The organism is Enterobacter sp. UPMP2060, assembly GCF_053709655.1.
The window spans coordinates 20,709-45,460 of record NZ_JBSKJQ010000012.1; the positions used below are offsets into that span (position 1 = coordinate 20,709).

Here is a 24,752-nt window from a genome sequence, read left to right on the forward strand (position 1 = left end):
TCTTTCGGGGCGCAGTTGCGCCCCTTCGCATTTGCAGGAACGCACTATGAATACCCTTCCTCACTGGTGGCAGAACGGCGTCATCTATCAGATTTACCCAAAGAGCTTCCAGGATACCACCGGCAGCGGCACCGGCGATCTGCGCGGCGTGACGCAGCGTCTGGACTACCTGAAAACCCTCGGCATCGACGCCATCTGGCTGACGCCGTTTTATATCTCCCCGCAGGTGGATAACGGCTACGACGTGGCGAATTACACCGCCATCGACCCGGCTTACGGCACGCTGAATGATTTCGACGAGCTGGTTGCCCGGGCGCACGAGCGCGGCATCCGCATCGTGCTGGATATGGTGTTTAACCACACCTCCACGCAGCACGCCTGGTTCCGCGAGTCGCTGAACAAAGCGAGCCCGTACCGCCAGTTCTACATCTGGCGCGACGGCACGCCGGAGCAGCTTCCCAACAACTGGCGCTCCAAGTTTGGCGGCAACGCCTGGCGCTGGCACGCCGAGAGCGAGCAGTATTACCTGCATCTGTTCGCCCCGGAGCAGGCGGATCTCAACTGGGAGAACCCAGAAGTGCGCGCCGAGCTGAAAAAGGTGTGCGAGTTCTGGGCCGATCGCGGCGTCGACGGCCTGCGTCTCGACGTGATTAACCTGATTTCGAAAGATCAGGATTTCCCGGACGACAACACCGGAGACGGCCGCCGCTTCTACACCGACGGGCCGCGCATTCACGAATATCTGCAGGAGATGAGCCGCGACGTCTTCACCCCGCGCAACCTGATGACGGTGGGCGAGATGTCCTCGACCTCGCTGGAGAACTGCCAGCAGTACGCCTCGCTCGACGGACGCGAGCTGTCGATGACCTTTAACTTCCACCACCTGAAGGTGGACTACCCCGGCGGCGAAAAATGGACGAAGGCGAAGCCGGACTTCGTGGCGCTGAAAACCCTCTTCCGCCACTGGCAGCAGGGGATGCACAACAGGGCGTGGAACGCGCTGTTCTGGTGTAACCACGATCAGCCGCGCATCGTGTCGCGCTTTGGTGACGAAGGGGAATACCGCGTACAGGCCGCGAAGATGCTCGGCATGGTGCTGCACGGCATGCAGGGCACGCCGTATATCTACCAGGGCGAGGAGCTGGGGATGACCAACCCGCACTTCAGCCGCATCACCGACTATCGCGACGTGGAAAGCCTGAACATGTTCGCAGAACTGCGCGCCAACGGCCGCGAACCGGAGGAATTACTGGCGATTCTGGCGAGTAAGTCCCGCGATAACGGGCGAACCCCAATGCAGTGGGACGCTTCGCACAATGCGGGCTTTACCGAGGGCGAGCCGTGGATTGGCGTCTGCGACAATTACGAGACGGTGAACGCCCGCGCCGCGCTCGACGACCCGGATTCGGTGTTCTACACCTACCGGTCGCTGATCGGCCTGCGTAAAACCCTGCCGGTGCTGACGTGGGGAGATTATGAGGATCTTCTGCCGGAACATCCTTCTCTTTGGTGCTACCGTCGTCAGTGGCAGGGGCAGACGCTGATGGTGGTGGCAAACCTGAGTAATATACCGCAGGAATGGCAGACAGACGCCCTCAGCGATAAGTCGCAGGTGCTGATGGTGGTGGCAAACCTGAGTAATATACCGCAGGAATGGCAGACAGACGCCCTCAGCGATAAGTCGCAGGTGCTGATGAGTAACTACCCGGCACCGCAAACAACGTCGCTGCGTCCGTTTGAAGCCGTCTGGTGGTTGCAGCAGTAACTCTCTCTACCGGGTGCGGCTCAGCACCCGGCTTACTTTACTGTTTTTGTTGAGTAAATAATCAGATTTTTCTCTCGCGCCTTTACAATCGCTGAAGCGCCCGTCGTTTGTACTCTCGTCTTTTTACTTTGTTCTGCATCAAATAAATCGCAAACATGTTTGATGCAAATCACTATATGTAGCACTTAAAATGCACACCGACCCAACATCTTGTATTTATCGTCTACTATTCCAACAACAAGACGGCGCTTACGCTGGCCGGAATTGTGGATAACACGAGCTGGGAACGCGGGAAGTCTTTGGCCCGGCGGGGAATATGCCCGGTTATGACTTCTCCACCTCTGTGGATAACCTGTTTTCAAAAAATGGAGTGATCATGACACCGCATGTGATGAAACGTGATGGCTGTAAAGTGCCGTTTAAATCAGAGCGCATCCAGGAAGCCATTCTGCGTGCAGCTAAAGCAGCGGGAGTCGATGACGCAGATTACTGCGCCACCGTCGCAGAAGTCGTTAGCAGCCAGATGAACGAACGCAGCCAGGTCGATATCAGTGAGATCCAGACCGCGGTTGAGAACCAGCTGATGGCGGGGCCCTACAAGCAGCTGGCGCGCGCCTACATTGAGTACCGTCACGATCGTGACGTGCAGCGTGAGAAGCGCGGTCGTCTGAACCAGGAGATCCGTGGCCTGGTGGAGCAGACCAACTCCGCCCTGCTCAATGAAAACGCCAACAAAGACAGTAAAGTGATCCCGACTCAGCGCGACCTGCTGGCCGGTATCGTTGCCAAACACTATGCCCGTCAGCATCTGCTGCCGCGCGACGTGGTCTCGGCGCACGAGCGCGGTGAAATTCACTACCACGATCTCGACTATTCGCCGTTCTTCCCGATGTTCAACTGCATGCTGATCGACCTGAAAGGCATGCTGACCCACGGTTTTAAAATGGGTAACGCCGAGATTGAACCGCCTAAATCAATCTCCACGGCCACCGCCGTCACCGCGCAGATTATCGCTCAGGTCGCCAGCCATATTTACGGCGGCACCACGATTAACCGCATTGATGAAGTGCTGGCCCCGTTCGTGACGGCAAGCTTCAACAAGCATCGTAAAACGGCCGAAGAGTGGCAGATCCCGGACGCCGACGGCTATGCGCACTCCCGCACCGAGAAAGAGTGCTACGACGCCTTCCAGTCGCTGGAGTATGAAGTGAACACGCTGCATACCGCCAACGGCCAGACGCCGTTTGTAACCTTCGGGTTTGGTCTGGGCACCAGCTGGGAATCGCGCCTGATCCAGCAGTCCATTCTGCGCAACCGCATTTCCGGCCTCGGCAAAAACCGCAAAACGGCGGTGTTTCCGAAACTGGTGTTCGCCATTCGCGACGGCCTGAACCACAAGTTTGGCGATCCGAACTACGACATCAAACAGCTGGCGCTGGAGTGCGCGAGCAAACGCATGTATCCGGACATCCTGAACTACGATCAGGTCGTCAAAGTGACCGGTTCGTTTAAAACGCCAATGGGCTGCCGCAGCTTCCTCGGCGTGTACGAAGATGAAAACGGCGAGCAGATCCACGACGGGCGCAACAACCTGGGCGTCATCAGCCTGAACCTGCCGCGCATCGCGCTGGAGGCGAAAGGCAATGAAGCGGAATTCTGGACGCTGCTGGACGAGCGCCTGCAGCTGGCGCGTAAGGCGCTGATGACCCGCATCGCGCGCCTTGAAGGGGTCAAGGCCCGCGTCGCGCCGATCCTCTATATGGAAGGAGCCTGCGGCGTACGTCTGAAAGCGGACGATGACGTGTCGGAGATCTTCAAAAACGGTCGCGCATCCATTTCGCTGGGCTATATCGGTATTCACGAGACCATCAACGCCCTGGCGGGCGATACGCATATGTACGACAGCGAGGCCCTGCGTGAGAAAGGCATCGCGATTGTTCAGCGCCTGCGCGACGCGGTAGACCAGTGGAAAGAGGAAACCGGCTACGGGTTTAGCCTCTACAGCACGCCGAGCGAGAACCTGTGCGACCGCTTCTGCCGTCTGGACACCGCCGAATTCGGGATTGTGGAAGGCGTGACCGACAAAGGGTATTACACCAACAGCTTCCACCTCGACGTGGAGAAAAAGGTGAACCCGTACGACAAGATCGACTTCGAAGCGGCCTATCCGCCGATCGCCAGCGGCGGCTTCATCTGCTACGGCGAGTACCCGAACATTCAGCACAACCTGAAGGCGCTGGAAGACGTGTGGGATTATAGCTATCAGCACGTGCCGTATTACGGGACCAACACGCCAATCGACGAGTGCTACGAGTGCGGCTTTACCGGTGAGTTCGAGTGTACGAGCAAAGGCTTTACCTGCCCGAAATGCGGCAACCACGATGCGGCTCGCGTCTCCGTGACCCGTCGCGTGTGCGGCTATCTCGGCAGCCCGGACGCGCGTCCGTTTAACGCCGGCAAGCAGGAAGAGGTGAAGCGTCGCGTGAAGCATTTGGGGAATGGGCAGATCGGGTAAGTTCTGCGCAGGGTTCTCCCCCTCACCCTACCCCTCTCCCTCAAGGGAGAGGGAACTCTTCCCCCTCTCCCTGTGGGAGAGGGTCGGGGTGAGGACATCAGCGCGCACAAATTCTCTGGACATTTTCTATGCGATATCATCAATACTACCCCGTCGACATCGTCAACGGCCCCGGCACCCGCTGCACCCTGTTCGTTTCAGGCTGCGTCCACGAATGCCCCGGCTGCTATAACAAAAGCACCTGGCGCTTAAATTCCGGCATGCCGTTCACCGCCGAAATGGAAGACCGGATCGTCAACGACCTGAACGACTCGCGCATCAAACGCCAGGGGATTTCGCTCTCCGGCGGCGATCCGCTGCACCCGCAAAACGTGCCGGAGATCCTGAAGCTGGTGAAGCGCATTCGGGCAGAGTGTACGGGAAAAGATATCTGGGTCTGGACAGGCTACAGGCTGGATGAGCTGAACGCGCAGCAAAGAGAAGTAGTGGATCTGATTAACGTCCTGGTCGACGGCAAGTTCGTGCAGGATTTAAAAGACCCGGCCCTGATCTGGCGCGGCAGCAGCAATCAGGTTGTGCATCATTTGCGATGAACAAAGGCGGATGTTATCCGTCCGCCCTTACCTCAAAACCGACTCAAACTCTCCATCGCCACCGCCTTAAACCCGGCAAAATCTCCGCAGCCACACAGCCGCGACATCGCCCGTTCACGGAGGAAAGTGACGAAAATATCGTAGATCGCCATCGCCTCTTCGTATTCGCTTTTGCTGATGGCGAGCAGGAAGATGACGTGCGCGGTTTCATCTCCCCACTGAACGCCGTGCGGGGCGAGCACGGTATAGACCACCGTTTTCTGCGCTAAAAGGCCGAGGGAGTGCGGCAGCGCGATGCCGTCGCCGAGCATGGTGCTGACGATGGCTTCACGCTCGACGACAGAATCCAGGAACTCCGCGCCGACAAACCCCTCGCCTTCAAGCTGCGCGCACAGTTCACGGAACAGCGTTTGCTGGTCAACGGGCTTGTCGATAATGCGGAAATGGGCCGCGTCGAAGTATTTATCCAGCATCCACGGGCGGGTGCGGTCCACCAGCACCAGCTTGCCGATCTGTTCTAACTGGTAATCGGTCGGGAACGGGGCGATCATCACCACCGGTTTAGATTTTTCGCTCACGCGGGCGGTGGAAATGACAAAGTCCTCGCCGATGGAATCCGCCAGCTCGTACTCGCGCAGGGTGAGCGTGCGGGCCACCTCAATCTGCGGGTACTTGCGCTGGAGCACCGCCTCGATCATGCGGACCATAGCATTCCCGGCGTCGCATACCAGCAGCACCCGCGGCTGGCGCTGGTAGCCGATGTTGTAATGGCGCTCCAGCCCGACGCCGATATGCAGCACCAGGAAGCCGATCTCGTTTTCGCTGATCACATACGGCGTGTATTTTCCCCAGCTCGACACCGCCGCGAGGGTCATATCCCACGCCATCGGGTAGTGCTGCTTGATGTTATCCAGCAGCGGATTGGGGATCATGATTTGATACCGCACCCGGGTGATCATGGTTTTGATGTGCGTGAGCAGGTCCGCGTGCAGCTGCGCGTCGCTGAGCAGGTTGTAGTTATAGTGGGTGTTGATGTAGCGCAGGATGTAGTTGACCAGCGCTTCGTCGTCATCCGCGTTAATTGCGCTCGGGGCAATCTCCTGAATCTGCCGCGCCGCAATGTGCACGCACAGCCAGCTCTCCTCCGAAGGTGAAAGCGCTTTGCCCGCCAGCTGCTGGATAGTGACGGCGATATTCTTCGCCGCCTCGCGCACGTTCTCTTCCACGTCTTCGGCGTGGAATTCCGGCAGCGGATAGCCCTCGCTGATGCGCCGCACCGACACCGCGCAGTACAGGCGCAGGAACAGCTCGCCTTCATCGGTCAGACGGATGTGATGACGCGTCAGCGCCTCGTGCAGCACGGGCACCATCTGCTCCGCCACGCCTGCATTCAGCGCCACGTCGGTCACCAGCGGGTTCAGGCTGTCCTGCTGCGCAAGCTCCCAGAGCAGATCGGTCAGGCAGGCGCGGGTCGACATCTCGCTGCCAAACAGCTTCATCCCGTGGCGCGGGCGCGTTTCCAGCGTCAGGTTATAGCGGTGGAACCACTCGCGGACTTCGGTCATGTCGCTCTGCAGCGTGGCGCGGCTGACGAACCACTCGTCCGCCAGATCCTCCAGCTTAAGAGAAAATGCCGAAGTCAGAAAACGCACCACCAGATAGTGCACGCGCTCCGGCCCGGTCCGGGGAATACGCAGCGCGCGTGGGTGGGATGCCTGCAGCTGCTGGTAGCGCTGGGCATCATCAATTTTGAGCTGGTAGCCATTGCCCCGGCTCAATATAAACTGCGCGCCGTGGCCTGCCAGCAGCGCGTTCAGGGCGGTGATATCGGCACGGACGGTTCGCGTGGAGACCGACAGCCGCTGCGCCAGCTCGTCCTGCGGCAGCGTCTCGTTTTGCAACAGATCGAAAAGTTGCGCTAAACGTTGGTTCGGAAATCGCACGGGTTTGTCCTCTTACAGCTTAAGGTGAAATGACCATCTGGGATGGGCTGCCGACCGGGGTATAGTCTGGCTCGAAGCTGAGCTTACCGTCCTGACCGACGCGGAAACGGGTAATGTTGTCGCTGCGCTGGTTCATGACGTACAGCCAGCGTCCCTGCTTATCGAGCGTCAGGGTGCGCGGGTAGTCGCCGCGCGTCCACACGTCGTCCTGATGCGTCAGCGTGCCCTCTGCTGTTACGGTAAAGTGCCCGATGCTGTTATGCAAACGGTTAGCCACATACAGCTGTTTACCATCGGCGCTTAATGCGAGCCCGGCAGCAAAGCTGGTGCCTTTGTAACCTTCCGGCAGGGCTGAAAGCGTTTTGCCCTCTTTCAGGGTGCCGTTGGCGCTCACGGTATAATGGGTGAGCGTAGACGCCTCTTCGTTAATCAGCCACAGGGCATCGCCTTTTGGCGTAAAGACAAAGTGGCGCGGCCCGGCGCCTTTTGAGGAGGCGCTGATAAACGGCGGATCGTTCGGCGTCAGCTTCCCTGTTCGATCGTCAAAACGGTACTGGTAGAGGCGATCCAGCCCAAGATCGGTAGAAAACACGTATTTCCCGCTCGGATCGGCGGCGATCATGTGCGCGTGGGGGCCGTTATGATCGCTGATGGCAAAGCTTCCTTCGACAGCCGCTTCCGGCTTCGCCGCGCCCGGTTCGCCCTGATCCTGACGTTTATCCGTAGCCTCACCCAGGCTGCCGTCTGCGTTGACTGGCAAAACGGCGATCGATCCGCTGACATAGTTAGCCACCAGCAGATGTCGACCGTTCGGCGTCAGCGACAGGTAAACCGGCCCCGCGCCGCCGGAGGCCACCTGATTCAGCTCGCTCAGCGCGCCGTTATCCCCCACCCGCAGCGCCTGCACCACGCCCTGCTCCACTTCACTTGCCAGATAGAGCGTTTTGCCGTCGTGCGAGACGGCCAGCTGCGCGGCGTTCGGCAGCCTGCTCACCAGCGTTTTATTCGCCAGCACGCCGCTTTGCGGGTCAACGGTAAAGCGGTACAGCCCTTCGCCGTTGGGGTTGTAGGTGCCCACCCAGGCGTACTGCGGCTGGGCGATAGCGGCGGTGGCGAGCATTGAGAGTGAAGCAACAAGCAGGGTACGGGTGTGCATGGTGGCTCCTTTATATTTGTGCGGTTTGTTTTCCCTCACCCCGGCCCTCTCCCAAAGGGAGAGGGGGTAAAAGTTCCCTCTCCCTTTGGGAGAGGGTTAGGGTGAGGGCAGATACTACTTCACTAGCTTCTTCGTCATCGCAAGCAGCGTACGCACGTCTTCCGGGCGCGTGTCGCCGCTGGCTTTGTCGATAATCGAGCTGTAGATATGCGGGATGATTTTGCTCACGCCCGCGTCGAGGGCGATCTGCAGGATCTCCTCATAGTTTTCCAGATCGATACCTCCGGTCGGCTCCAGCCAGAAGTCGTGACGGGCGCAGGCTTCCGCCACCGCGTTGTACTCATCACGGTACTTGAGGCCGCCCATCGGGAAGTATTTGATGGAGCTGCCGCCGAAATCCTTCAGCAGGGCAATCGCGGTTTCAACCGGTACGATGCCGTCCGGTGCGTTGCTGCTCAGCGGTCCGGTAGAGATTTTCACCATGCCCACGATGCCGGTCGGAGAGACCAGGCCGTTGACCACCGACTCATTCTGCCCCAGCAGCGCGCGGCTGGTGGCCACGCCGGTGAAGACCTGGTTGACGTGCTGCGGCTGCACCTGACGGGAGATCTCGCTCACCATCGCCGACTGGTTCGGATCCCCCGCGCCGAGGCCGACGGAGAGTGCGTTATCGATCAGCGCGGCATATTCACGCATATCGGCAACGGCGCTCGCCACGTCCGGGTAATTTTTGGAGAGCACGCCCACCAGCACGTGACCTTCCGCCGCCTCGTAAATGGCGCTGGCGTTGGCTTTCGATCCTGCCAGCACGTTCAGGCAGACGCGGTCACGGTAAAAGTTGGGGGTCAGTTTCATGCTTTTTTCTCCTGTCCTAATACTTCGCTAATGCGGCGATACACGATGTTCAGCTGGTCAGCATTCACGCTGCGCACGTCCGCCTCGATAATCCCTTCGTTGGCCTTGTAGCCACGGAAGTAAATGGCGTACTCCCCCTGCTTGAGCTTCGCCACCAGATCGCCCGTGCCGACGCCCGTTGCGGCTTCGTCAAACTTAATCTCGGTGCGCGCGATATCGCGACCGGCGCTGTCCCAGACCACGCGCGCGGTCACGCCGTTCAGGGTATTGAGCGCCTCGATAAACGGCGTCATCTTCGCCACCATCTCGGCCCCGCTCTCTTTGGTCGCGGTCAGGTAGTGTTCGATGGCGCAGGTCAGGCCAAGAATGCCCTCTTTGCCCACCTTCATCGCGCGGCCAATGCCCGCGGTCTGGCGCTTCACCCACTCAACGTACTGGGTTTTGCCGATCACCAGCCCGCTGGTTGGGCCTTCAATCGCCTTCGCGCCGCTGTAGATCACCAGATCGGCACCGGATCGGTAGTACGCGTGCAGATCTTCTTCCGCCGCCGCATCGACGATCAGCGGGAGATCGTGCTTGCGCGCCACCACCGCCGCCTGCTCGACGCTGAGCATGCTTTTCTGCACGCAGTGGTGCGATTTGATGTAGAGGATCGCAGCCGTGCGCGGGGTGATCGCCGCCGCCAGCTGTTCGGCGGAGCATTCGTTGGCGTAGCCCGCCTCCACCAGCTTGCCGCCGCCCAGCGCCACCATGGTGCCCACCGGCGCGCCAAAGTTCACGTTGTGGCCTTTCGGCAGGACGATTTCGTTGTTCTCAATCGGGGTCACGTGCAGGTTTTCCAGCAGCCAGTCGCTGTCTTTGACCAGCACCGCCGCCACGGACTGGGCAATGCCCGCAGACGCGCAGGAAACCACCGTCGCGCCTTCCACATCCAGCAGCTTCGCGATGTATTCCCCGGTTTTGTTGACCAGATCCTTCATCTCGAAATAGTGATTCATGCCGTCCATCGCCACCTGCACCACTTCCGGGCGCGGCGTGGAGACGCCCAGCGCCGTCATGCGGCCAGAGGTGTTGATAACCTGCTTTAAATGGTACTTCTCATAAATCGAAGGCATGTTCCGTGCTCCCTTGTTCGGTCATGTAGCCCTTGCCCGCGCGGATCGCGGCAAGCGGCACCAGAATGTGTTCAGCCTGCAGGCTGTCGTTTTCGGCGTCCGTCAGCACCGTCGGCTGGCGTTTAATCGTGAACAGCGTCAGGTCGGCGTCGAGACCCGGCTGGATGCGGCCCTTGCGCGCCAGGCGCAGGCCGTCGGCGGCGTTCGCGGTGACGCAGTCAATCACCTGCGGCAAGGACATGCCGATGGCGAGAAACTTCGACATCACGCTTGCCAGCGAGCCGACCGGCCCGTTGATGCGGTTGCGGCAGTAGATATCCGAGCTGATGGTGTGCGGCAGAATGCCCATCGCGATGGCGCGTTTCGCCACCTCAAAGCTGAAGCTCGCCGTACCGTGGCCGACGTCCAGGCGCACGCCGCGTTTCAGGGCGGAGGTGATGGAGGCGCGCAGCTCGCCGGAGGGCGTCAGAATGCGGTTGGGTTTGCCGTTATAGCAGTGGGTGATGATGTCGCCGGAACTCAGCAGCTCGGCGATTTCGTCGAGGTTCGGCGGGTTGTTGCCGATGTGCACCATCAGCGGCAGGTCGCCGTTCTCTTTCTGAATGGCTTTAGCGCGCTCCAGCGGCGTAATGCCGTTTTCACCGACCACGCTGCTGCTCATGCGCGCCTTCAGGCCGACGATAAAATCAGGGTGGCGCTTCACCGCCTGCTTCACCGCGTCGGCGTCAATATTCGCCATGTTGGCCAGTTCGTTCTGGGCAATCAGCCCCACCCGGGAGATGTTCAGCAGGGCAAACACCTCGGTGGAGGCTTTACGGGTGATTTCGTAGAAATCGTCCACATCGTCGGCACCGGTACTGCCCGCGTCCACCACGGAGGTGACGCCGGTGGCAATGCCCACGCTGTCCGGCTCGTCGTGGTAAATCGGGGAGTTCGGGTAGCAGTGAACGTGGGAGTCAATCCAGCCTGCGCTGACGAACACGTCGCCGTTCAGCTCAACCGTTTTATGCGCGGGGGCGTCAATCTTGCCCAGCGCCGCGATCTTCCCGTCCTGAATGGCGATATCGGTCAGGGTATCGTCGGCAAGGCGCGCACGGCGCAGGAGTAAATCAAACATGAGGATCTCCTGATAAGGCGGGCGCCTGAGCGCCCGCGGGTATTAAAGGGCGACCGGGAACAGCCAGCCCAACAGCATTGCGCCGAGGATCGCGCCACCGGTGATCGGCTTCTGCCAGATGTAGAACACCAGCGCACCCAGCAGGGAGCCGACGCCGATAGGAATGGAGGCGGTCATGGCGCTGAGGATAATCAACGGCCCGAGGAAGCGGCCGGAGGCGTTACCCGCGCCCATCATCACGTCTGCACCGTAGGTGGAGTTGCTCTGGTTGATGGTGAACTTACGCGCCAGGATGATGACGTAGCCAATCGCCAGACCAATCACCAGGCCGGTAATCAGCGCGGCAATGAAGTTGGTCACCGGGAACATGATGCCCGCGCCCAGCAGCAGCGCCGGAACGCCGAGGCCCACGCCGGTCTGGATGGCGCCGCCGATGTCGAGAATACCCACCAGCGACCCTTCGATAATGCGGGCGAACAGGAAGCTCGCGCCGAACGCCGCCACCGCGCCGTAAACCCCGGTATCGATCCCCGCTTTCAGCATCGCCACGAAGGCCACTTCGTTAAACGCGCCGATGCCGTAGAGGTAGTACATGTGCGTCCCGGCGAAGACGCCGGAGGAGAGCAGGCCAACGAAGATCGGGAACGACCAGTCGGCATACCAAAAACCTTTATTCTGTTCCATTTAGAGGCTCCTGTTATTTACCGCTGAGCGAGTTGTGGATCATGTCGAGCCAGTTCGGCACGGTCAGATGGAAGGATTCGATCATCTTCATGTCGAAGCCGCGGAAGAAGCCGCTCAGCACGAAGAGCAGGACGATCGCCGCCATCATCACTTTGGTGACGTGGTTCCAGCCGCTCTCTTCCACGCCTTTACCGATCAGGATCCCCAGCACCAGGCCCGGTACGGCGTTCCCCATAATCAGCTGCGCCGCGCCGCCAAAGATGGTGGCCCAGAAGCCCGATTTTTTACCCGCGTCGATAGCTGCCAGCCAGAAGATCACCGGCATCACGGTGTTCACCAGCAGGTTTGCCGCCGGTACCAGAACCTTCACGGCGGTGACCTGAAGCGCTGCCGGCACGGAGGAGGCGGTCAGGTTCAGGAAGGTGACGACGAGCATGCCAATCACGCCGCAGGCAATCGCCATTTTGCGCGGGTCGTGCAGCGTTTCGCCGACGTTACGGTTTTTGATCATCAGCGCAGCAGCACCCCAGTTCGGGATGATGCGGTGGTCAACGTCCTGTGTGAAAGCCCCTGCGGCCACGGAAGAGGCCCAGGCGTTAAAGAAGAAACCTAACCCAAAGGAGAAGTGGGACGCCGGATCCCCTTCGCAGGAGTTCAGTTCCCCCAACGTACGAAACGCGCCCATACCCTGAGTGGTAGGCGCATGAAACATGCGTGCAGCCCCGGCTCCGACACCGACGCCAACCAGGCCGCCAATGATGAGCGATTTTATTAATATAATTAAGAACATCAGTCTGCCCTTTTATGAATAATCAGCGTTGCGTGACGAAATCCACCTGGTCAAGATTGATAGCGGTCACGTTGACGGTCACATCCAGCTCCACGCTGTAGGTGCGTCTTTCCCGGCGCAGAAAGAAGAACAGAAACGCTTCTTTTCGCACCGCTTCTTGCGCCTGAACGACCTGCACATCCTGTGGCTCAATACGCAGTAAGATATGCGGTGAGGCTTTCATCACCGCGGCCTGAACGTGGTTGAGCGCGTCGGCAAAGGCGCGCGCTTTGGCGTCGCCTTTGCCCTTCACTCTCACCGTGGTTGTGAACTGTTCTTTCATGCTTATGCGCCGTATTTCTTCTGCCACGCCTGCACCAGACGCTCGCCCAGCTCTTCTTTATCCATAAAGCCGAAGCCCAGCACGTTGCAGCCTTCGTTGATGGCGGTCACGCCCTCTTCCACGGAACGCATGCCGTATTTGGCCTTGTAGCCATATTTGGTTTGGGCAGTGATGGCACCCGCGCCGCCGCTGCCGCAGAAGGAGATGCCGAAGGTGGCGTTTTCCGCTTTCATCACGTCGCCGAGCTTCATGTCCGCCGCCATGCCCGGTACAACCACCGCGCGTCCACCTGCTTTTTCCACACCGGCAGCCACTTTCTGACCTTTACCCAGGCGATCGCCAATCACGACTGTAATCTGTTCCATGTGTTGCTCCTTAAAGGTTGTCTTTCGCGACTTCAAAGTGAACGGAGAGCAGCCAGGCTTCTTCATCAGGAAGATTGCCAAACTGCGCGACCACTTCACGGGCAAGCCGCATTGAATCCGGTGAAATTTCGTCAAACAGCTCTGCTTCAACCTCCGGCAGCGGCTCGCCGGTCACGGACCGGTGCGCCATTGCGCGCACGTGGGAGGTGAGCATCTGCTCCTGTACCGCATTGGGGATGATGTTGTTCCGGGCCAGCAGGGCATAAACCTGCTGCAGCATGGTGTTCGCGAGCTGTTCTGTTTGCTCTGCCTGTTCCCCAACGTCGTTCATTACCGCTCCGTTAATCACTGGTCTTACCCCGTTAATGGCTCTGGAATAAAACTAACGTTGGGGGGGAATTGTTTGTAGCGAGTTGTTTTCCACTTCGAAGTGGAAAGGCGAGCCGCAGCAGTGATCTGTGCCACATAAATGCGGTGAATCTGAATTAATCCCGGTATTTGCGTGATGAATATCACGTATTCCAGCGGCAAAACGCGCGCCGGGGAAACGAAACGTTCAGGCGCGGTGACGCAAAAATGTGATGGCGATAGGGTTTACTTATTACCGCATAAAAAAAAACGGGGGCCGCTGGCCCCCGCTGGTTGTTTGTCAGATGCGCGATCGGTTAACGGTATTTCTTGTGATAGGTGTTACGGGTCGTCACAAACTGCTCGGCCGCCGCCTGGGCTTCCTTCACTTTGCCTTCGTTAGCCAGCTTCAGCGCGCCGTCGATCTGGCCGACCAGCACGTCAAAGCCGTGGCGGTAGTCTTTCATCTCTGCGCTGTCTGCCGCTTTGCTTTCCAGCTTCGGAGGCGTCGCTTTTTGTGCGTCGAGCGCCGCTTCACGCATTTTGGTCAGCGCGTCTTTCATTTCAGCCGCATTGTCGGTTTTCTGCACCACCTTCAGGTTTTGACCGAGGATGCCCATGTCGTCTTCAAGATCGGCAGCAAACGCAGAAGAGCCAAGAACCAGCGTTGAAGCCGCGACGATCGCTAACAGATGTTTACGCATTGCTCACTTCCTTTTTTATTATTAAAACGCCTTTACGGGTATTACTGACCGGCGATTTTCATTTCCGGCAGAAGTACAGAACCACACTGTATATTGCTACGTGTTTCAATATCGTTACCGACCGTAACGATATTGCGCCACATGTCCTTCAGGTTGCCGGCGATAGTAATTTCGCTCACCGGATACTGAATTTCGCCGTTTTCCACCCAGAAGCCCGCCGCACCGCGCGAGTAGTCTCCGGTAATGCCGCTTACGCCCTGGCCCATCAGCTCGGTGACCACCAGACCGGTGCCCATCTCTTTCAGCATCTGCTCAAAGTTCAGGCCCTGTCCGGCAATGCGCCAGTTGTGGATGCCGCCAGCGTGTCCGGTGCTTTTCAGCCCCAGCTTGCGCGCGGAGTAGTTGGTCAGCAGCCACTGGGTCAGAATACCGTCTTTGATGATATCGCGACGTTCGGTGCGCACGCCTTCGCTGTCGAACGGCGTGGAGGCCAGCCCTTTCAGCAGGTGCGGATGTTCTTCAATGGTGAGCCATTCCGGCAGGATCTGCTTGCCCAGCGAGTCGAGCAGGAAGGTCGATTTACGGTAAACCGAGCCGCCTGCGATAGCGCCCACCAGATGGCCAAACAGACCGGTCGCCACTTCGTTGGCAAAAATAACCGGGGCCTTCATGGTGGAGAGTTTGCGCGGCGACAGGCGTGACAGCGTGCGTTCGGCACACTCTTTACCCACCCACTCAGGAGACTGCAAATCCCCCAGCGCGCGGCCAATGGTATAGGCGTAGTCACGCTCCATGTCACCGTTCTCTTCGGCGATCACGCAGCTGGAGAGCGAATGACGGGTAGAGCAGTAGCCCTGCAGCATGCCGTGGCTGTTGCCGAAGACTTTGATGCCGTAATGGCTGTTGAAGCTGCCGCCTTCGGTATTGGTGATGCGCTTATCGGCCTGCAGGGAAGCCTGCTCGGCGCGCGCGGCGAGCTCGATCGCTTCGTCCGGGGTCACTTCCGCCGGGTGGAAAAGATCGAGATCCGGCGCGTCAAACGCCAGCAGGTCTTTATCCGCCACGCCTGCGTAAGGATCCGGAGAGGTATAACGGGCGATATCCAGCGCCGCCTGCACCGTACGGGCAATGGCATCCGGGCTGAGATCGGTGGAAGACGCGCTGCCTTTGCGATTCTGGTGATACACCGTGATCCCAAGCGCGCCATCGCTGTTGAATTCTACGTTCTCCACTTCACCGTAGCGGGTACTTACGCTGATGCCGGTGGTTTTGCTGACCGCCACTTCGGCGCCATCTGATTTTTCTGAAGCAAGCATCAGCGCGGTGGAGACGGCTTCTTCAAGAATCTTACGCTGCGCTTCAACTTGTGAGGTTACTTTCATCGCAAATGCCATACTGTAAGAGAGAGTTATCTGAAGTCTAACAGAGAACCGTTTTTCAGTGCGCGTCTTAACTGGTAACATTAGCCTCTTTTTTTAAGGAGCCTGACATGACTAAGCAGCCCGAAGACTGGCTCGACGACGTTCCCGGTGATGACATCGAAGACGAAGATGATGAGATCATCTGGGTCAGTAAAAGTGAAATTAAACGTGACGCCGAAGAGTTAAAACAGCTTGGCGCAGAAATGGTAGAACTGGGTAAAAACGCGCTGGACAAGATCCCGCTCGACCAGGATCTGCGTGATGCCATTGAACTGGCACAGAAAATCAAGAAAGAAGGCCGTCGTCGCCAGCTTCAGCTTATCGGGAAAATGCTGCGTCAGCGCGACGTCGATCCGATCCGCCAGGCGCTGGACAAGCTGAAAAACCGCCACAACCAGCAGGTTGCGTTTTTCCATAAGCTTGAGCAGATCCGCGATCGCCTGATTGAACAGGGTGATGATGCCGTACCGGAAGTGCTGAACCTGTGGCCGGATGCCGACCGCCAGCAGCTGCGTTCCTTGATCCGCAACGCGCAGAAAGAGAAAGAAGGGAATAAGCCGCCGAAGTCTGCGCGCCTGATTTTCCAGTATCTGCGCGAGCTGTCTGAGAACGAAGAGTAATCAGTTCCCCTCACCCCGACCCTCTCCCCGGAGGGGCGAGGGAGGAAAGAATGTAGGCCCGGTAAGCGCAAGCGCTACCGGGCTTTTTTTACTCTGCGGCTGCCGCTTCCGCTTTCTTCGCCAGACCGTCCAGCAGCTTCTGATGGATCCCACCAAAACCGCCGTTGCTCATCACCAGAATGTGATCGCCAGGCTGAGCGGCTTTCACCACCATATCCGCGAGCGCATCCACATCCGCGCTCCAGTGCGCGGGCTGAATGCAGGCATCGGCCACTTCGGCCACCTGCCACGGAATATGCTGCGGCTGCAGCAGGAAGACCTCATCGGCACGTCCTAACGACGGCGCGAGATCATCTTTGCAGATACCCATCTTCATGGTGTTCGAGCGCGGTTCCAGCACCGCCAGAATGCGGGCTGTGCCGCCGACCTTGCCGCGCAGGGCGGCAAGCGTTGCCAAAATGGCCGTCGGGTGGTGTGCAAAATCGTCATATACGGTCACGCCGTGGGCTTCACCGCGCAGTTCCAGACGGCGACGGGCGTTAATGAACGAGCCCAGCGCATTGGCCGCATCCGCAGGCAGAACGCCAACGTGACGCGCCGCAGCAATAGCCATCAGGCCGTTGTGCATGTTGTGCTCGCCCACCAGGCCCCACTTCACCTCACCCACTTTTTCACCGTCGAGCAGCACTTCCCACTCGGAGGCATCGGCGTTGAGTTTCTTCGCCTGCCAGTGGCCCTGCTCGCCCACCAGCTCCTGCTCGCTCCAGCAGCCCATCGCCATCGTCTGCTTCAGGTTGATGTCGTTCTCCGGCAGGATGATGCGCCCCTGGCCCGGAACAATGCGCACCAGGTGGTGGAACTGTTTCTGGATCGCTTTCAGGTCGTCAAAAATATCCGCGTGGTCGAACTCAAGGTTGTTGAGGATCAGCGTGCGCGGGCAGTAATGCACGAACTTGGAGCGTTTGTCGAAGAACGCGCAGTCGTATTCGTCGGCTTCGATCACGAAGAACGGGCTGTCACCCAGACGCGCAGAAACGTCGAAATTACCCGGTACGCCGCCAATCACGAAGCCCGGCTTGTAGCCGCAGGCTTCGAGGATCCAGGTCGCCATGCCCGCGGTCGTGGTTTTGCCATGAGTACCGGCAACGGCAACCACCCAGCGGTCGCGCAGGACGAAGTCATGCAGCCACTGCGGGCCGGACATGAACGGAATATTGCGTTCCAGAACCGCCTCGACGCACGGATTGCCGCGGGTCATGGCGTTGCCGATGATCACCAGGTCCGGCTCGGGATCCAGCTGGCTGGCATCGTAGCCCTGAATTAACGAGATGCCCTGTTTCTCCAGAAGTGTGCTCATTGGCGGATACACATTGGCGTCCGAACCTGTCACTTCATGGCCCAGCGAGCGCGCCAGCATTGCCAGTCCGCCCATGAAAGTGCCACAAATCCCCAATATATGAATGCGCATACGTCACTATCCTTCTTCAATGTGGCGCACATTTTACTCACATGTTAGCGGCTGTGAAACGCATTTCAGGTAAATCCGTATGTTGCTGGCGCGATTCACCTCTGCGCTAATATTTGAATGTTTGTTAAGATTGTTGGGCTTTAGTCGTTTTAGTGAACATACAATCGCTCTACTCACAAAGATGCAGGGAAAGTGTTATGAAAACGTTAGGTGAATTTATTGTCGAAAAGCAGCACGAGTTCTCTCATGCTACCGGTGAACTCACTGCTTTGCTGTCGGCAATAAAGCTGGGCGCTAAGATCATCCACCGCGATATCAACAAGGCCGGTCTGGTCGATATCCTGGGTGCCAGCGGTGCCGAGAACGTTCAGGGCGAGGTTCAACAGAAGCTCGATCTGTTCGCAAATGAAAAATTGAAAGCTGCACTGCGCGCGCGCGACATCGTTGCGGGTATCGCCTCTGAAGAAGAAGATGAAATTGTTGTTTTCGAAGGGTGTGAACACGCTAAATACGTTGTTCTGATGGATCCGCTCGACGGTTCCTCAAACATCGACGTTAACGTTTCTGTCGGTACCATTTTCTCCATCTACCGCCGCGTCACGCCTGTTGGCACGCCGGTGACCGAAGAAGATTTCCTGCAGCCGGGCATTAACCAGGTTGCTGCCGGTTACGTCGTTTATGGCTCCTCCACCATGCTGGTGTACACCACCGGCTGCGGGGTTCACGCCTTTACGTACGATCCTTCACTGGGCGTTTTCTGCCTGAGCCAGGAACGTATGCGCTTCCCGGAGAAGGGCAACACCTACTCCATCAACGAAGGCAACTACATCCGCTTCCCGAACGGCGTGAAGAAGTACATTAAATTCTGCCAGGAAGAAGATAAAGCGACCCAGCGTCCGTACACGTCCCGCTATATTGGCTCTCTGGTCGCGGATTTCCACCGTAACCTGCTGAAAGGCGGTATCTACCTCTACCCAAGCACCGCCAGCCACCCGGACGGGAAGCTGCGCCTGCTATACGAGTGCAACCCGATGGCGTTCCTCGCCGAACAGGCGGGCGGCAAGGCAAGCGATGGTAAAGAGCGTATTCTGGATATCGTGCCGGAAAGCCTTCACCAGCGCCGTTCATTCTTCGTCGGCAACAACCACATGGTTGAAGACGTTGAACGTTTTATCCGTGAGTATCCGGACGCGTAATGCCTCTCTACAGGGGAGCCGTTCTGGCTCCCCTGGTCATTTATATGTTTTACCGTATAAGTGTTTATAAAAAACATGCTTTAATATTCACCACTGCTCCTGCATTATTTCCATAACAGTTTGACAGATATTTCGTGGAGCAGAATCGCAATGAACAATTATTCCCGTGCTAATACCGGCATTGATTTAAATCTTATCCCTGTATTTATTGAAATCGTCCGCTGCGGCAGCATGGCTAAAGCCTCTTTGCGTCTGGAGATGTCACGTCCGGCTGTGAGTCTGGCCCTAAAGCGTTTTAATCAACTCTTTGATGAACCGTTATTTTTCCGCAAAGGTTTATATCTTGAACCGACGGAAAAAGCGTTAGCCTTAACCAGCTCACTGGAAATATTAATGGGTGAAATTCACGATAATATTGCGGCAGTTAATTCCGGAAAAAATAAAACCCCGGCACAGAACGTACCGGGGTTGGGTAATATTATGCAGCGGTCTGAGTCGTCACTTTGAATGATGACATGGCTTCCATCAGCTGACGCGACTGCTCTTCAAGAGAGCGGGTCGCGGCGGAGGATTGCTGCACCAGCGCCGCATTCTGCTGCGCGGTTTCGTCCATCTGATTCACCGCAATATTCACCTGCTCAATGCCGCGGCTCTGCTCCTGAGACGCGGTCGCAATCTCACGCATCAGTTTGGTCATGCGCAGCACTTCAGTTGCGATTTCGTCCATCGTTTCGCCGGCCTGCTGTGCCAGCTCGCTGCCCTCGTTAACGTGGGTCTGCGAATCACTGATAAGCGATCGGATCTCTTTCGCCGCGTCGGCGCTGCGGCTGGCGAGGTTTCGCACTTCGCCCGCGACGACGGCAAACCCGCGCCCCTGCTCGCCCGCGCGCGCCGCTTCCACGGAGGCGTTAAGCGCCAGAATATTGGTCTGGAAGGCAATACCGTCGATCACGCTCAGGATGTCGGCGATGCGCGCCGAGCTGCCCGAGATATCGCGCATTTTTTCAATGACGTAGCAGACCATTTCGCTGCCGTGATCGGCCGTGTCGGACACCGACTTCGCCAGCTGGTGCGCCTGCTCGGCGTTATCGGCGTTGAGCTTCACCGTCGCGGTGATCTGTTCCATGCTGGCCGCCGTCTGCTCCAGCGACGTAGCGGTGGATTCCGTACGCTCGGCAAGATCGCGGTTTCCCAGCGTCAGTTCGCGGCTACCGGTGTCAATTTGCGAGCTGGCATCGCGTACCCGCATAACCGAGTTCATCAGCGACTGTCGCATCTCCTCTATCACCGCGTTGAGGCGGTTAAACTCCTGGCTCGCGGGGGCATTCAGCGTATGGGTTAAATCCCCCGCCGCCACGTTCTCCAGCTGAGCGATCGATGCAGAGAGCGGCTTGAGCAGCATATGGCGCAGCACCAGCCACGCGAGCACGATAATGCCCGCCGTCAGCAGCGCTGCGACGATAATCAGGATCAGTACGCGGGTTTTACTCGCCTGCACGGCGCTCACTTCCGCCTGACCACGCGCTTCGCTCCATTTCTGAAACGCCTGCATGTCGTTATCAAACTGCTTCGCCACCGGAATCAGCGTCTTCTCCAGAAGATCGTAGTACCCGTCCGCGCTCTGGTCATTCAGGGTTTTCAGCATCGGGTTGATCCCCTGCTGGCTATACGTCGCCAGGCTGGCCGCCACTTTATCGAGCAGCTGTTGCCCCTGCTCGTCAGCCACGCCGCCGTCGATCACGCCTTTCAGCGTTTTCTGGGCCAGGGCAACTTCCTGATTGATGTTTTTTACCGCTTTGGCCGCATCGTCCAGCATGCCGATTTCCATCATGCGGACGGCCTGGCCCGCCTCATTGCGCGCGCGCAGGATCAGCGTATAGCCTGAATTAAGCTGCACCATCTGCTCACCCTGAAGGTGATTAATACGCTGCAGTGAAGAAGAACTCTGTGTGAGGGCATAAATGCCAATGCCGCTGACAATCAGCAGCAGAAGGGTCATAACGGCCAGTAAAGAGAGCAAGCCGGTACGAATCGATAGCGTTTTAAGCATGATATTATTTCCGGTAGCGAGATATTTCTGGGCATAAAAAAAGAGTATCGGCCGCTACCGGAAAATGTTTAGACTTTAAGCAAATTCAGCGTGTTATCGCTCTGTTACCGATGTGTTTACGCGGGTAACAGGCGAGCTTTGGCGGTTCTCCCAGAGCACCGTCAGGCCACGCTGCAGGGCAATAAAAATAAACAGCAGAATGCCGATGGCGATCTTCGTCCACCAGGAGCTGAGCGTGCCGTCAAAGTTGATATAGGTTTGTATCAGCCCCTGGATCGCCACGCCGAACAGCGTACCCAGCACCGTCCCCACCCCGCCGCTGAGCAGCGTGCCGCCAATGACCACAGAAGCAATCGCATCCAGCTCAACGCCCACGCCTGCAAGGGCATAACCCGCCTGGGTATACACCGAGAAGACGATCCCCGCCAGCGTCGCCAGGCCGGTCGAGAGCATATAGATGCGGATGGTGGTACTGCGGGTGGAGATCCCCATCAGGTTTGCCGACGTGGCGTTACCGCCGATGGCGTAAACCTGATTGCCAAACCGGGTACGGTGGGCGAGGAAGATGCCAATCACCACTACGCCCAGCATCAGCAGCCCCATCGCGCTCAGGCGGCCGCCGCCGGGAATTTTCCACGCCAGGCTGGAGAGCGTGTCGTACACCGGATGGTTGATCGGAATCGACTCTTCCGACACCAGATAGCTCACCCCGCGCAGGAAGAACATTCCCGCGAGGGTAATGATAAACGCCGGGATTTTTAACGCGTCGATCAGCAGCCCCATAAAGGCGCCAAACGCGCAGCCCATCGCCAGCACCAGCGGAAACGCCACCAGCGGAGAGATCCCCCAGAAGCCGATTGCCTTCGCGAGGAACACACCCGTAAACGCGATCACCGAGCCAACGGAGAGATCGATCCCGCCGGAGAGGATCACAAAGGTCATTCCGACGGCGATGATGCCTAAAAAGGCGTTATCGGTCAGGATATTGCAAATCACGCGCGTCGACGCAAAACCGGGGAATTGGGTGAGGCAGTAGAGATACCCCAGCACAAACACGCCCAGCGTGATCATCAACGGTAAATTACGTTTTATCATGGCCACGGATCCCCTTAATGATGCTGACAAAGCGCGGCGACTGGACGATCAGCACGCAGAGCACGACCACCGCTTTCACCACCTGGTTGAGTTCCGGCTGGAACCCCGAAAGCAGGATCCCGGTGTTCATTCCCTGAATGATCAGCGCGCCAATCACCGAGAGCAGCAGGTTAAAGCGCCCGCCCATCAGCGATCCACCGCCGATCACCACCGCGAGGATCGCGTCCAGCTCCAGCCAGAGCCCCGCGTTGTTGGCATCGGCCCCGCGAATATCAGCGGCGACGATGACCCCGGCGATGGCGGCGCAGACGCCGCTCAGCACGTAGGTCAGCATCACCATCAGACGGGTGTTGACCCCGGCGTTGCGCGCGGCGCGGATGTTGATCCCGACGGCTTCAATGAACATGCCCAGCGCCGTTTTGCGGGTGAAAAGCCAGAAGACAACGAGCGTGACCAGGGCAACGATCACCGGCGTCGGGAAGAACAGAAGGTTGCCGCTCCCGATCCACGCCAGGCTCGGCGAGTTAAAGGTGACAATCTGCCCGGAGGTAATCAGCTGCGCCACGCCGCGCCCGGCCACCATTAAGATAAGGGTGGCGACAAAGGGCTGAATTTTCAGCACCGCCACCAGAATGCCGTTCCATAATCCGGCCAGCACGCCGGTGCCTAAGGCCGCCAGCAGTACCACCGGCAGGCTGTGTCCGGACACGGTCATGGAGGCGGCCGTGGCCCCGGCGATAGCCATCACCGCGCCGACGGAGAGGTCAATCCCGCCGGTGGCGATGACCAGCGTCATCCCGATGGCCAGCAGCGCCACGGGCGCGGCACGGTTTAGAATGTCTATCGGGCTGCCAAACAGGCGGCCATCCTGCACGATAATCTGGAAGAAATGCGGCGCGACCAGGCTATCAACCAGCAGCACCACCAGCAGCGCTGCGATTTGCGGCGTGCCGGTTGGCCAGCTGAAGCGGCGCTTAGACTCACCGGTTTGCGAAAGCGAACGGGGCATCACGATTTACTCCTTATGCCGCGATGGCATTCATGATCGCCGGAACGGACAGCTTATCCAGCGGGATCTCTGCCACCTGTTTGCGATCGCGCATGATGATGACGCGATCGGCATAGCCCACCAGCTCTTCCAGCTCGGACGAAATAACCAGCAGCGCCAGACCGTCCGCGCACAGGGTTTCGATAAGCCGGATAATTTCGGCGTGCGCCCCCACGTCAATGCCGCGGGTCGGTTCGTCGAGGATCAGGAACTGGGGTTTGGTCAGCAGCCAGCGGGAGAGCAGCACCTTCTGCTGGTTGCCGCCGGAGAGGAACTCGATAGGCTGTTCCGCGCTCGGGGTACGAATACCCAGCTGACGGATAAAGCGCTCGGCAATGGCGTTTTGCTCTTTACGGGGGATCGGGCGCAGCCAGCCGCGCTGGGCCTGCAGCGCCAGAATGATATTTTCCCGCACCGAAGCCGCGGCAATAATGCCGTCCGTTTTCCGATCTTCCGGGCAGAAGCCGACGCCCAGACAGGAGGCCTGATGCGGGGATCGCAGGGTTTGCGGTTTGCCCTTGATCAGCGCGGTGCCGCTGTCGGCCGGCTTGATTCCGAATATCACCTCGGCGGTTTCGGTCCGGCCGGAGCCCAGCAGGCCCGCCAGCCCGACAATTTCGCCAGGGCGGACTTCCAGATTAAACGGCGAGATCACCCCTTTCTTACCGTAATCGCTGAACGCGGCGACCGGTTTCTCGCTCAGCAGCGTTCGCCCGGCGCGCTGAAGGGCGTTGGTTTCCAGCTCGCGGCCCAGCATCATTTTCACCAGTTCGATCTGCGGCAGCTCGCGGGTTTCGCGGCAGCCGACAAAGCTGCCGTTGCGCAGCACCGTGATGCGATCGCTTACCTCATATACCTGATCGAGGAAGTGGGTAACGAAGATCAGGCTGACGCCCTGATCGCGCAGCTGGCGCATCAGGGTGAAGAGCATCTCCACTTCCTGGGTATCGAGGCTGGCGGTGGGTTCGTCGAGGATCAGCACCTTTGCCGAGAGATCGATCGCGCGACAGATGGCGACAATCTGCTGCATCGCCACGGAAAAGCGGTTCAGCGGCTCGCGGACGTCAAGGGAGAAACCGTACGATTCCATCAGCTTTGTCGCCCGCGCCTCCATCTCTTTGCGGCGCAGCAGGCCAAAACGTCGCGGCTCACGGCCAATAAACAGATTATCCGCCACCGACATATTCGGCAGCAGGTTCACTTCCTGGTACACCGTCCCGATCCCCAGCTGCTGGGCATGGGCGGTATTTTTCGGCGAAATGGCGTTGCCTTCCAGCCAGATGGTGCCGCGATCGGCATGATAAACGCCGGTCAGGGATTTAATCAGCGTCGATTTTCCCGCGCCGTTCTCGCCCAGCAGCGCCATGATCTCACCGCGCCGCAGGCTGAAATCAACGTTATCCAGCGCCTTTACGCCGGGGAAGAATTTGCTTAAGCCCTCTGTGCGGAGGATTTCCTGGTGTTGTTCAGTGGTCATGGTTTTCCCCCTCACCCTGACCCTCTCCCCGGAGGGGAGAGGGGATTGATCGTGCCAATTGTTAATATCCAGCTCCGCCCTGCCTTTCTCCCTCTCCCCTCCGGG

General features: G+C 58.6%; 23 protein-coding genes. 6 read left to right on the top strand and 17 right to left on the bottom strand.

The window, feature by feature from the left end:
- Positions 1–46 precede the first annotated feature (46 nt).
- From treC to nrdG, 3 genes are all read left to right on the top strand, one after another.
- The gene (gene treC, locus ACWKXN_RS18890) at positions 47–1,765 is read left to right on the top strand and encodes an alpha,alpha-phosphotrehalase (protein ID WP_454544141.1); all 1,719 of its coding nucleotides are present in this window, start codon (positions 47–49) and stop codon (positions 1,763–1,765) included.
- Between the two features lie 376 nt (positions 1,766–2,141).
- Positions 2,142–4,280, top strand: a complete 2,139-nt coding sequence (nrdD, locus tag ACWKXN_RS18895; RefSeq protein WP_032662478.1) for an anaerobic ribonucleoside-triphosphate reductase — start codon at positions 2,142–2,144, stop codon at positions 4,278–4,280.
- Positions 4,281–4,408: 128 nt separating this feature from the next.
- Positions 4,409–4,873 carry an anaerobic ribonucleoside-triphosphate reductase-activating protein gene (gene nrdG, locus ACWKXN_RS18900; protein WP_319876475.1) on the top strand — a complete coding sequence of 155 codons (465 nt, stop codon included), beginning with the start codon at positions 4,409–4,411 and terminating at the stop codon, positions 4,871–4,873.
- Between the two features lie 32 nt (positions 4,874–4,905).
- Here nrdG and ACWKXN_RS18905 read toward each other — a convergent pair whose 3' ends face one another.
- From ACWKXN_RS18905 to pmbA, 12 genes are all read right to left on the bottom strand, one after another.
- Positions 4,906–6,816, bottom strand: a complete 1,911-nt coding sequence (locus ACWKXN_RS18905) for a BglG family transcription antiterminator (RefSeq protein WP_454544142.1) — start codon at positions 6,814–6,816, stop codon at positions 4,906–4,908.
- A 19-nt stretch (positions 6,817–6,835) separates the two neighbouring features.
- Positions 6,836–7,972: a lactonase family protein gene (locus ACWKXN_RS18910; protein WP_454544143.1), complete on the bottom strand. Its 1,137-nt coding sequence runs from the start codon at positions 7,970–7,972 to the stop codon at positions 6,836–6,838.
- 114 nt (positions 7,973–8,086) lie between these two features.
- Positions 8,087–8,827 (bottom strand): 2-dehydro-3-deoxy-phosphogluconate aldolase, encoded by a 741-nt coding sequence (dagF, locus tag ACWKXN_RS18915; protein WP_045888481.1) that lies wholly within the window; start codon positions 8,825–8,827, stop codon positions 8,087–8,089.
- Positions 8,824–9,942, bottom strand: a complete 1,119-nt coding sequence (locus tag ACWKXN_RS18920) for a DgaE family pyridoxal phosphate-dependent ammonia lyase (RefSeq protein WP_446490154.1) — start codon at positions 9,940–9,942, stop codon at positions 8,824–8,826. Before ACWKXN_RS18920 ends, dagF begins: the two co-directional genes overlap by 4 nt.
- Positions 9,926–11,059: an amidohydrolase/deacetylase family metallohydrolase gene (locus ACWKXN_RS18925; protein ID WP_211438507.1), complete on the bottom strand. Its 1,134-nt coding sequence runs from the start codon at positions 11,057–11,059 to the stop codon at positions 9,926–9,928. Before ACWKXN_RS18925 ends, ACWKXN_RS18920 begins: the two co-directional genes overlap by 17 nt.
- A gap of 42 nt (positions 11,060–11,101) precedes the next feature.
- Positions 11,102–11,743, bottom strand: a complete 642-nt coding sequence (locus ACWKXN_RS18930; protein ID WP_023310183.1) for a DUF4310 family protein — start codon at positions 11,741–11,743, stop codon at positions 11,102–11,104.
- A gap of 13 nt (positions 11,744–11,756) precedes the next feature.
- Positions 11,757–12,533, bottom strand: coding sequence for a DUF4311 domain-containing protein (locus tag ACWKXN_RS18935; RefSeq protein ID WP_023310182.1), 777 nt, complete (start codon positions 12,531–12,533; stop codon positions 11,757–11,759).
- 22 nt (positions 12,534–12,555) lie between these two features.
- On the bottom strand, positions 12,556–12,855 hold the full coding sequence (locus tag ACWKXN_RS18940) for a DUF4312 family protein (protein WP_006810338.1): 300 nt from the start codon (positions 12,853–12,855) through the stop codon (positions 12,556–12,558).
- Positions 12,856–12,857: 2 nt separating this feature from the next.
- Positions 12,858–13,220: an SFCGS family glycine-rich protein gene (locus ACWKXN_RS18945; RefSeq protein WP_023293430.1), complete on the bottom strand. Its 363-nt coding sequence runs from the start codon at positions 13,218–13,220 to the stop codon at positions 12,858–12,860.
- Positions 13,221–13,230: 10 nt separating this feature from the next.
- Positions 13,231–13,569, bottom strand: a complete 339-nt coding sequence (locus ACWKXN_RS18950) for a glycine dehydrogenase (RefSeq protein ID WP_025911967.1) — start codon at positions 13,567–13,569, stop codon at positions 13,231–13,233.
- A gap of 316 nt (positions 13,570–13,885) precedes the next feature.
- The gene (gene cybC / locus ACWKXN_RS18955; RefSeq protein ID WP_008501412.1) at positions 13,886–14,272 is read right to left on the bottom strand and encodes a cytochrome b562; all 387 of its coding nucleotides are present in this window, start codon (positions 14,270–14,272) and stop codon (positions 13,886–13,888) included.
- A 41-nt stretch (positions 14,273–14,313) separates the two neighbouring features.
- The gene (pmbA, locus tag ACWKXN_RS18960; RefSeq protein WP_023310180.1) at positions 14,314–15,666 is read right to left on the bottom strand and encodes a metalloprotease PmbA; all 1,353 of its coding nucleotides are present in this window, start codon (positions 15,664–15,666) and stop codon (positions 14,314–14,316) included.
- A 95-nt stretch (positions 15,667–15,761) separates the two neighbouring features.
- On the opposite strand from pmbA, the gene yjgA reads away from it, so the two are divergent.
- Positions 15,762–16,313, top strand: a complete 552-nt coding sequence (gene yjgA / locus ACWKXN_RS18965; protein ID WP_029739257.1) for a ribosome biogenesis factor YjgA — start codon at positions 15,762–15,764, stop codon at positions 16,311–16,313.
- Between the two features lie 88 nt (positions 16,314–16,401).
- Here yjgA and mpl read toward each other — a convergent pair whose 3' ends face one another.
- Positions 16,402–17,781, bottom strand: a complete 1,380-nt coding sequence (gene mpl / locus ACWKXN_RS18970; protein ID WP_029739256.1) for a UDP-N-acetylmuramate:L-alanyl-gamma-D-glutamyl-meso-diaminopimelate ligase — start codon at positions 17,779–17,781, stop codon at positions 16,402–16,404.
- Between the two features lie 197 nt (positions 17,782–17,978).
- Here mpl and fbp point away from each other — a divergent pair, with 197 nt between their 5' ends.
- The gene (fbp, locus tag ACWKXN_RS18975) at positions 17,979–18,977 is read left to right on the top strand and encodes a class 1 fructose-bisphosphatase (RefSeq protein WP_023310178.1); all 999 of its coding nucleotides are present in this window, start codon (positions 17,979–17,981) and stop codon (positions 18,975–18,977) included.
- A 150-nt stretch (positions 18,978–19,127) separates the two neighbouring features.
- Positions 19,128–19,484, top strand: a complete 357-nt coding sequence (locus tag ACWKXN_RS18980) for a helix-turn-helix domain-containing protein (protein ID WP_033144492.1) — start codon at positions 19,128–19,130, stop codon at positions 19,482–19,484.
- On the opposite strand, the gene ACWKXN_RS18985 is transcribed toward ACWKXN_RS18980, so the two are convergent.
- The 4 genes from ACWKXN_RS18985 to ytfR all read right to left on the bottom strand — a co-directional run bounded on the left by ACWKXN_RS18985 (position 19,456) and on the right by ytfR (position 24,647).
- Positions 19,456–21,027, bottom strand: a complete 1,572-nt coding sequence (locus ACWKXN_RS18985; protein ID WP_033144491.1) for a methyl-accepting chemotaxis protein — start codon at positions 21,025–21,027, stop codon at positions 19,456–19,458. The genes ACWKXN_RS18980 and ACWKXN_RS18985 overlap by 29 nt on opposite strands.
- Positions 21,028–21,120: 93 nt before the next feature.
- The gene (yjfF, locus tag ACWKXN_RS18990) at positions 21,121–22,122 is read right to left on the bottom strand and encodes a galactofuranose ABC transporter, permease protein YjfF (protein ID WP_023293434.1); all 1,002 of its coding nucleotides are present in this window, start codon (positions 22,120–22,122) and stop codon (positions 21,121–21,123) included.
- On the bottom strand, positions 22,109–23,134 hold the full coding sequence (ytfT, locus tag ACWKXN_RS18995) for a galactofuranose ABC transporter, ATP-binding protein YtfT (protein WP_165356711.1): 1,026 nt from the start codon (positions 23,132–23,134) through the stop codon (positions 22,109–22,111). Before ytfT ends, yjfF begins: the two co-directional genes overlap by 14 nt.
- 10 nt (positions 23,135–23,144) lie before the next feature.
- Positions 23,145–24,647, bottom strand: coding sequence for a galactofuranose ABC transporter, ATP-binding protein YtfR (ytfR, locus tag ACWKXN_RS19000; protein ID WP_029741733.1), 1,503 nt, complete (start codon positions 24,645–24,647; stop codon positions 23,145–23,147).
- Positions 24,648–24,752 lie beyond the last annotated feature (105 nt).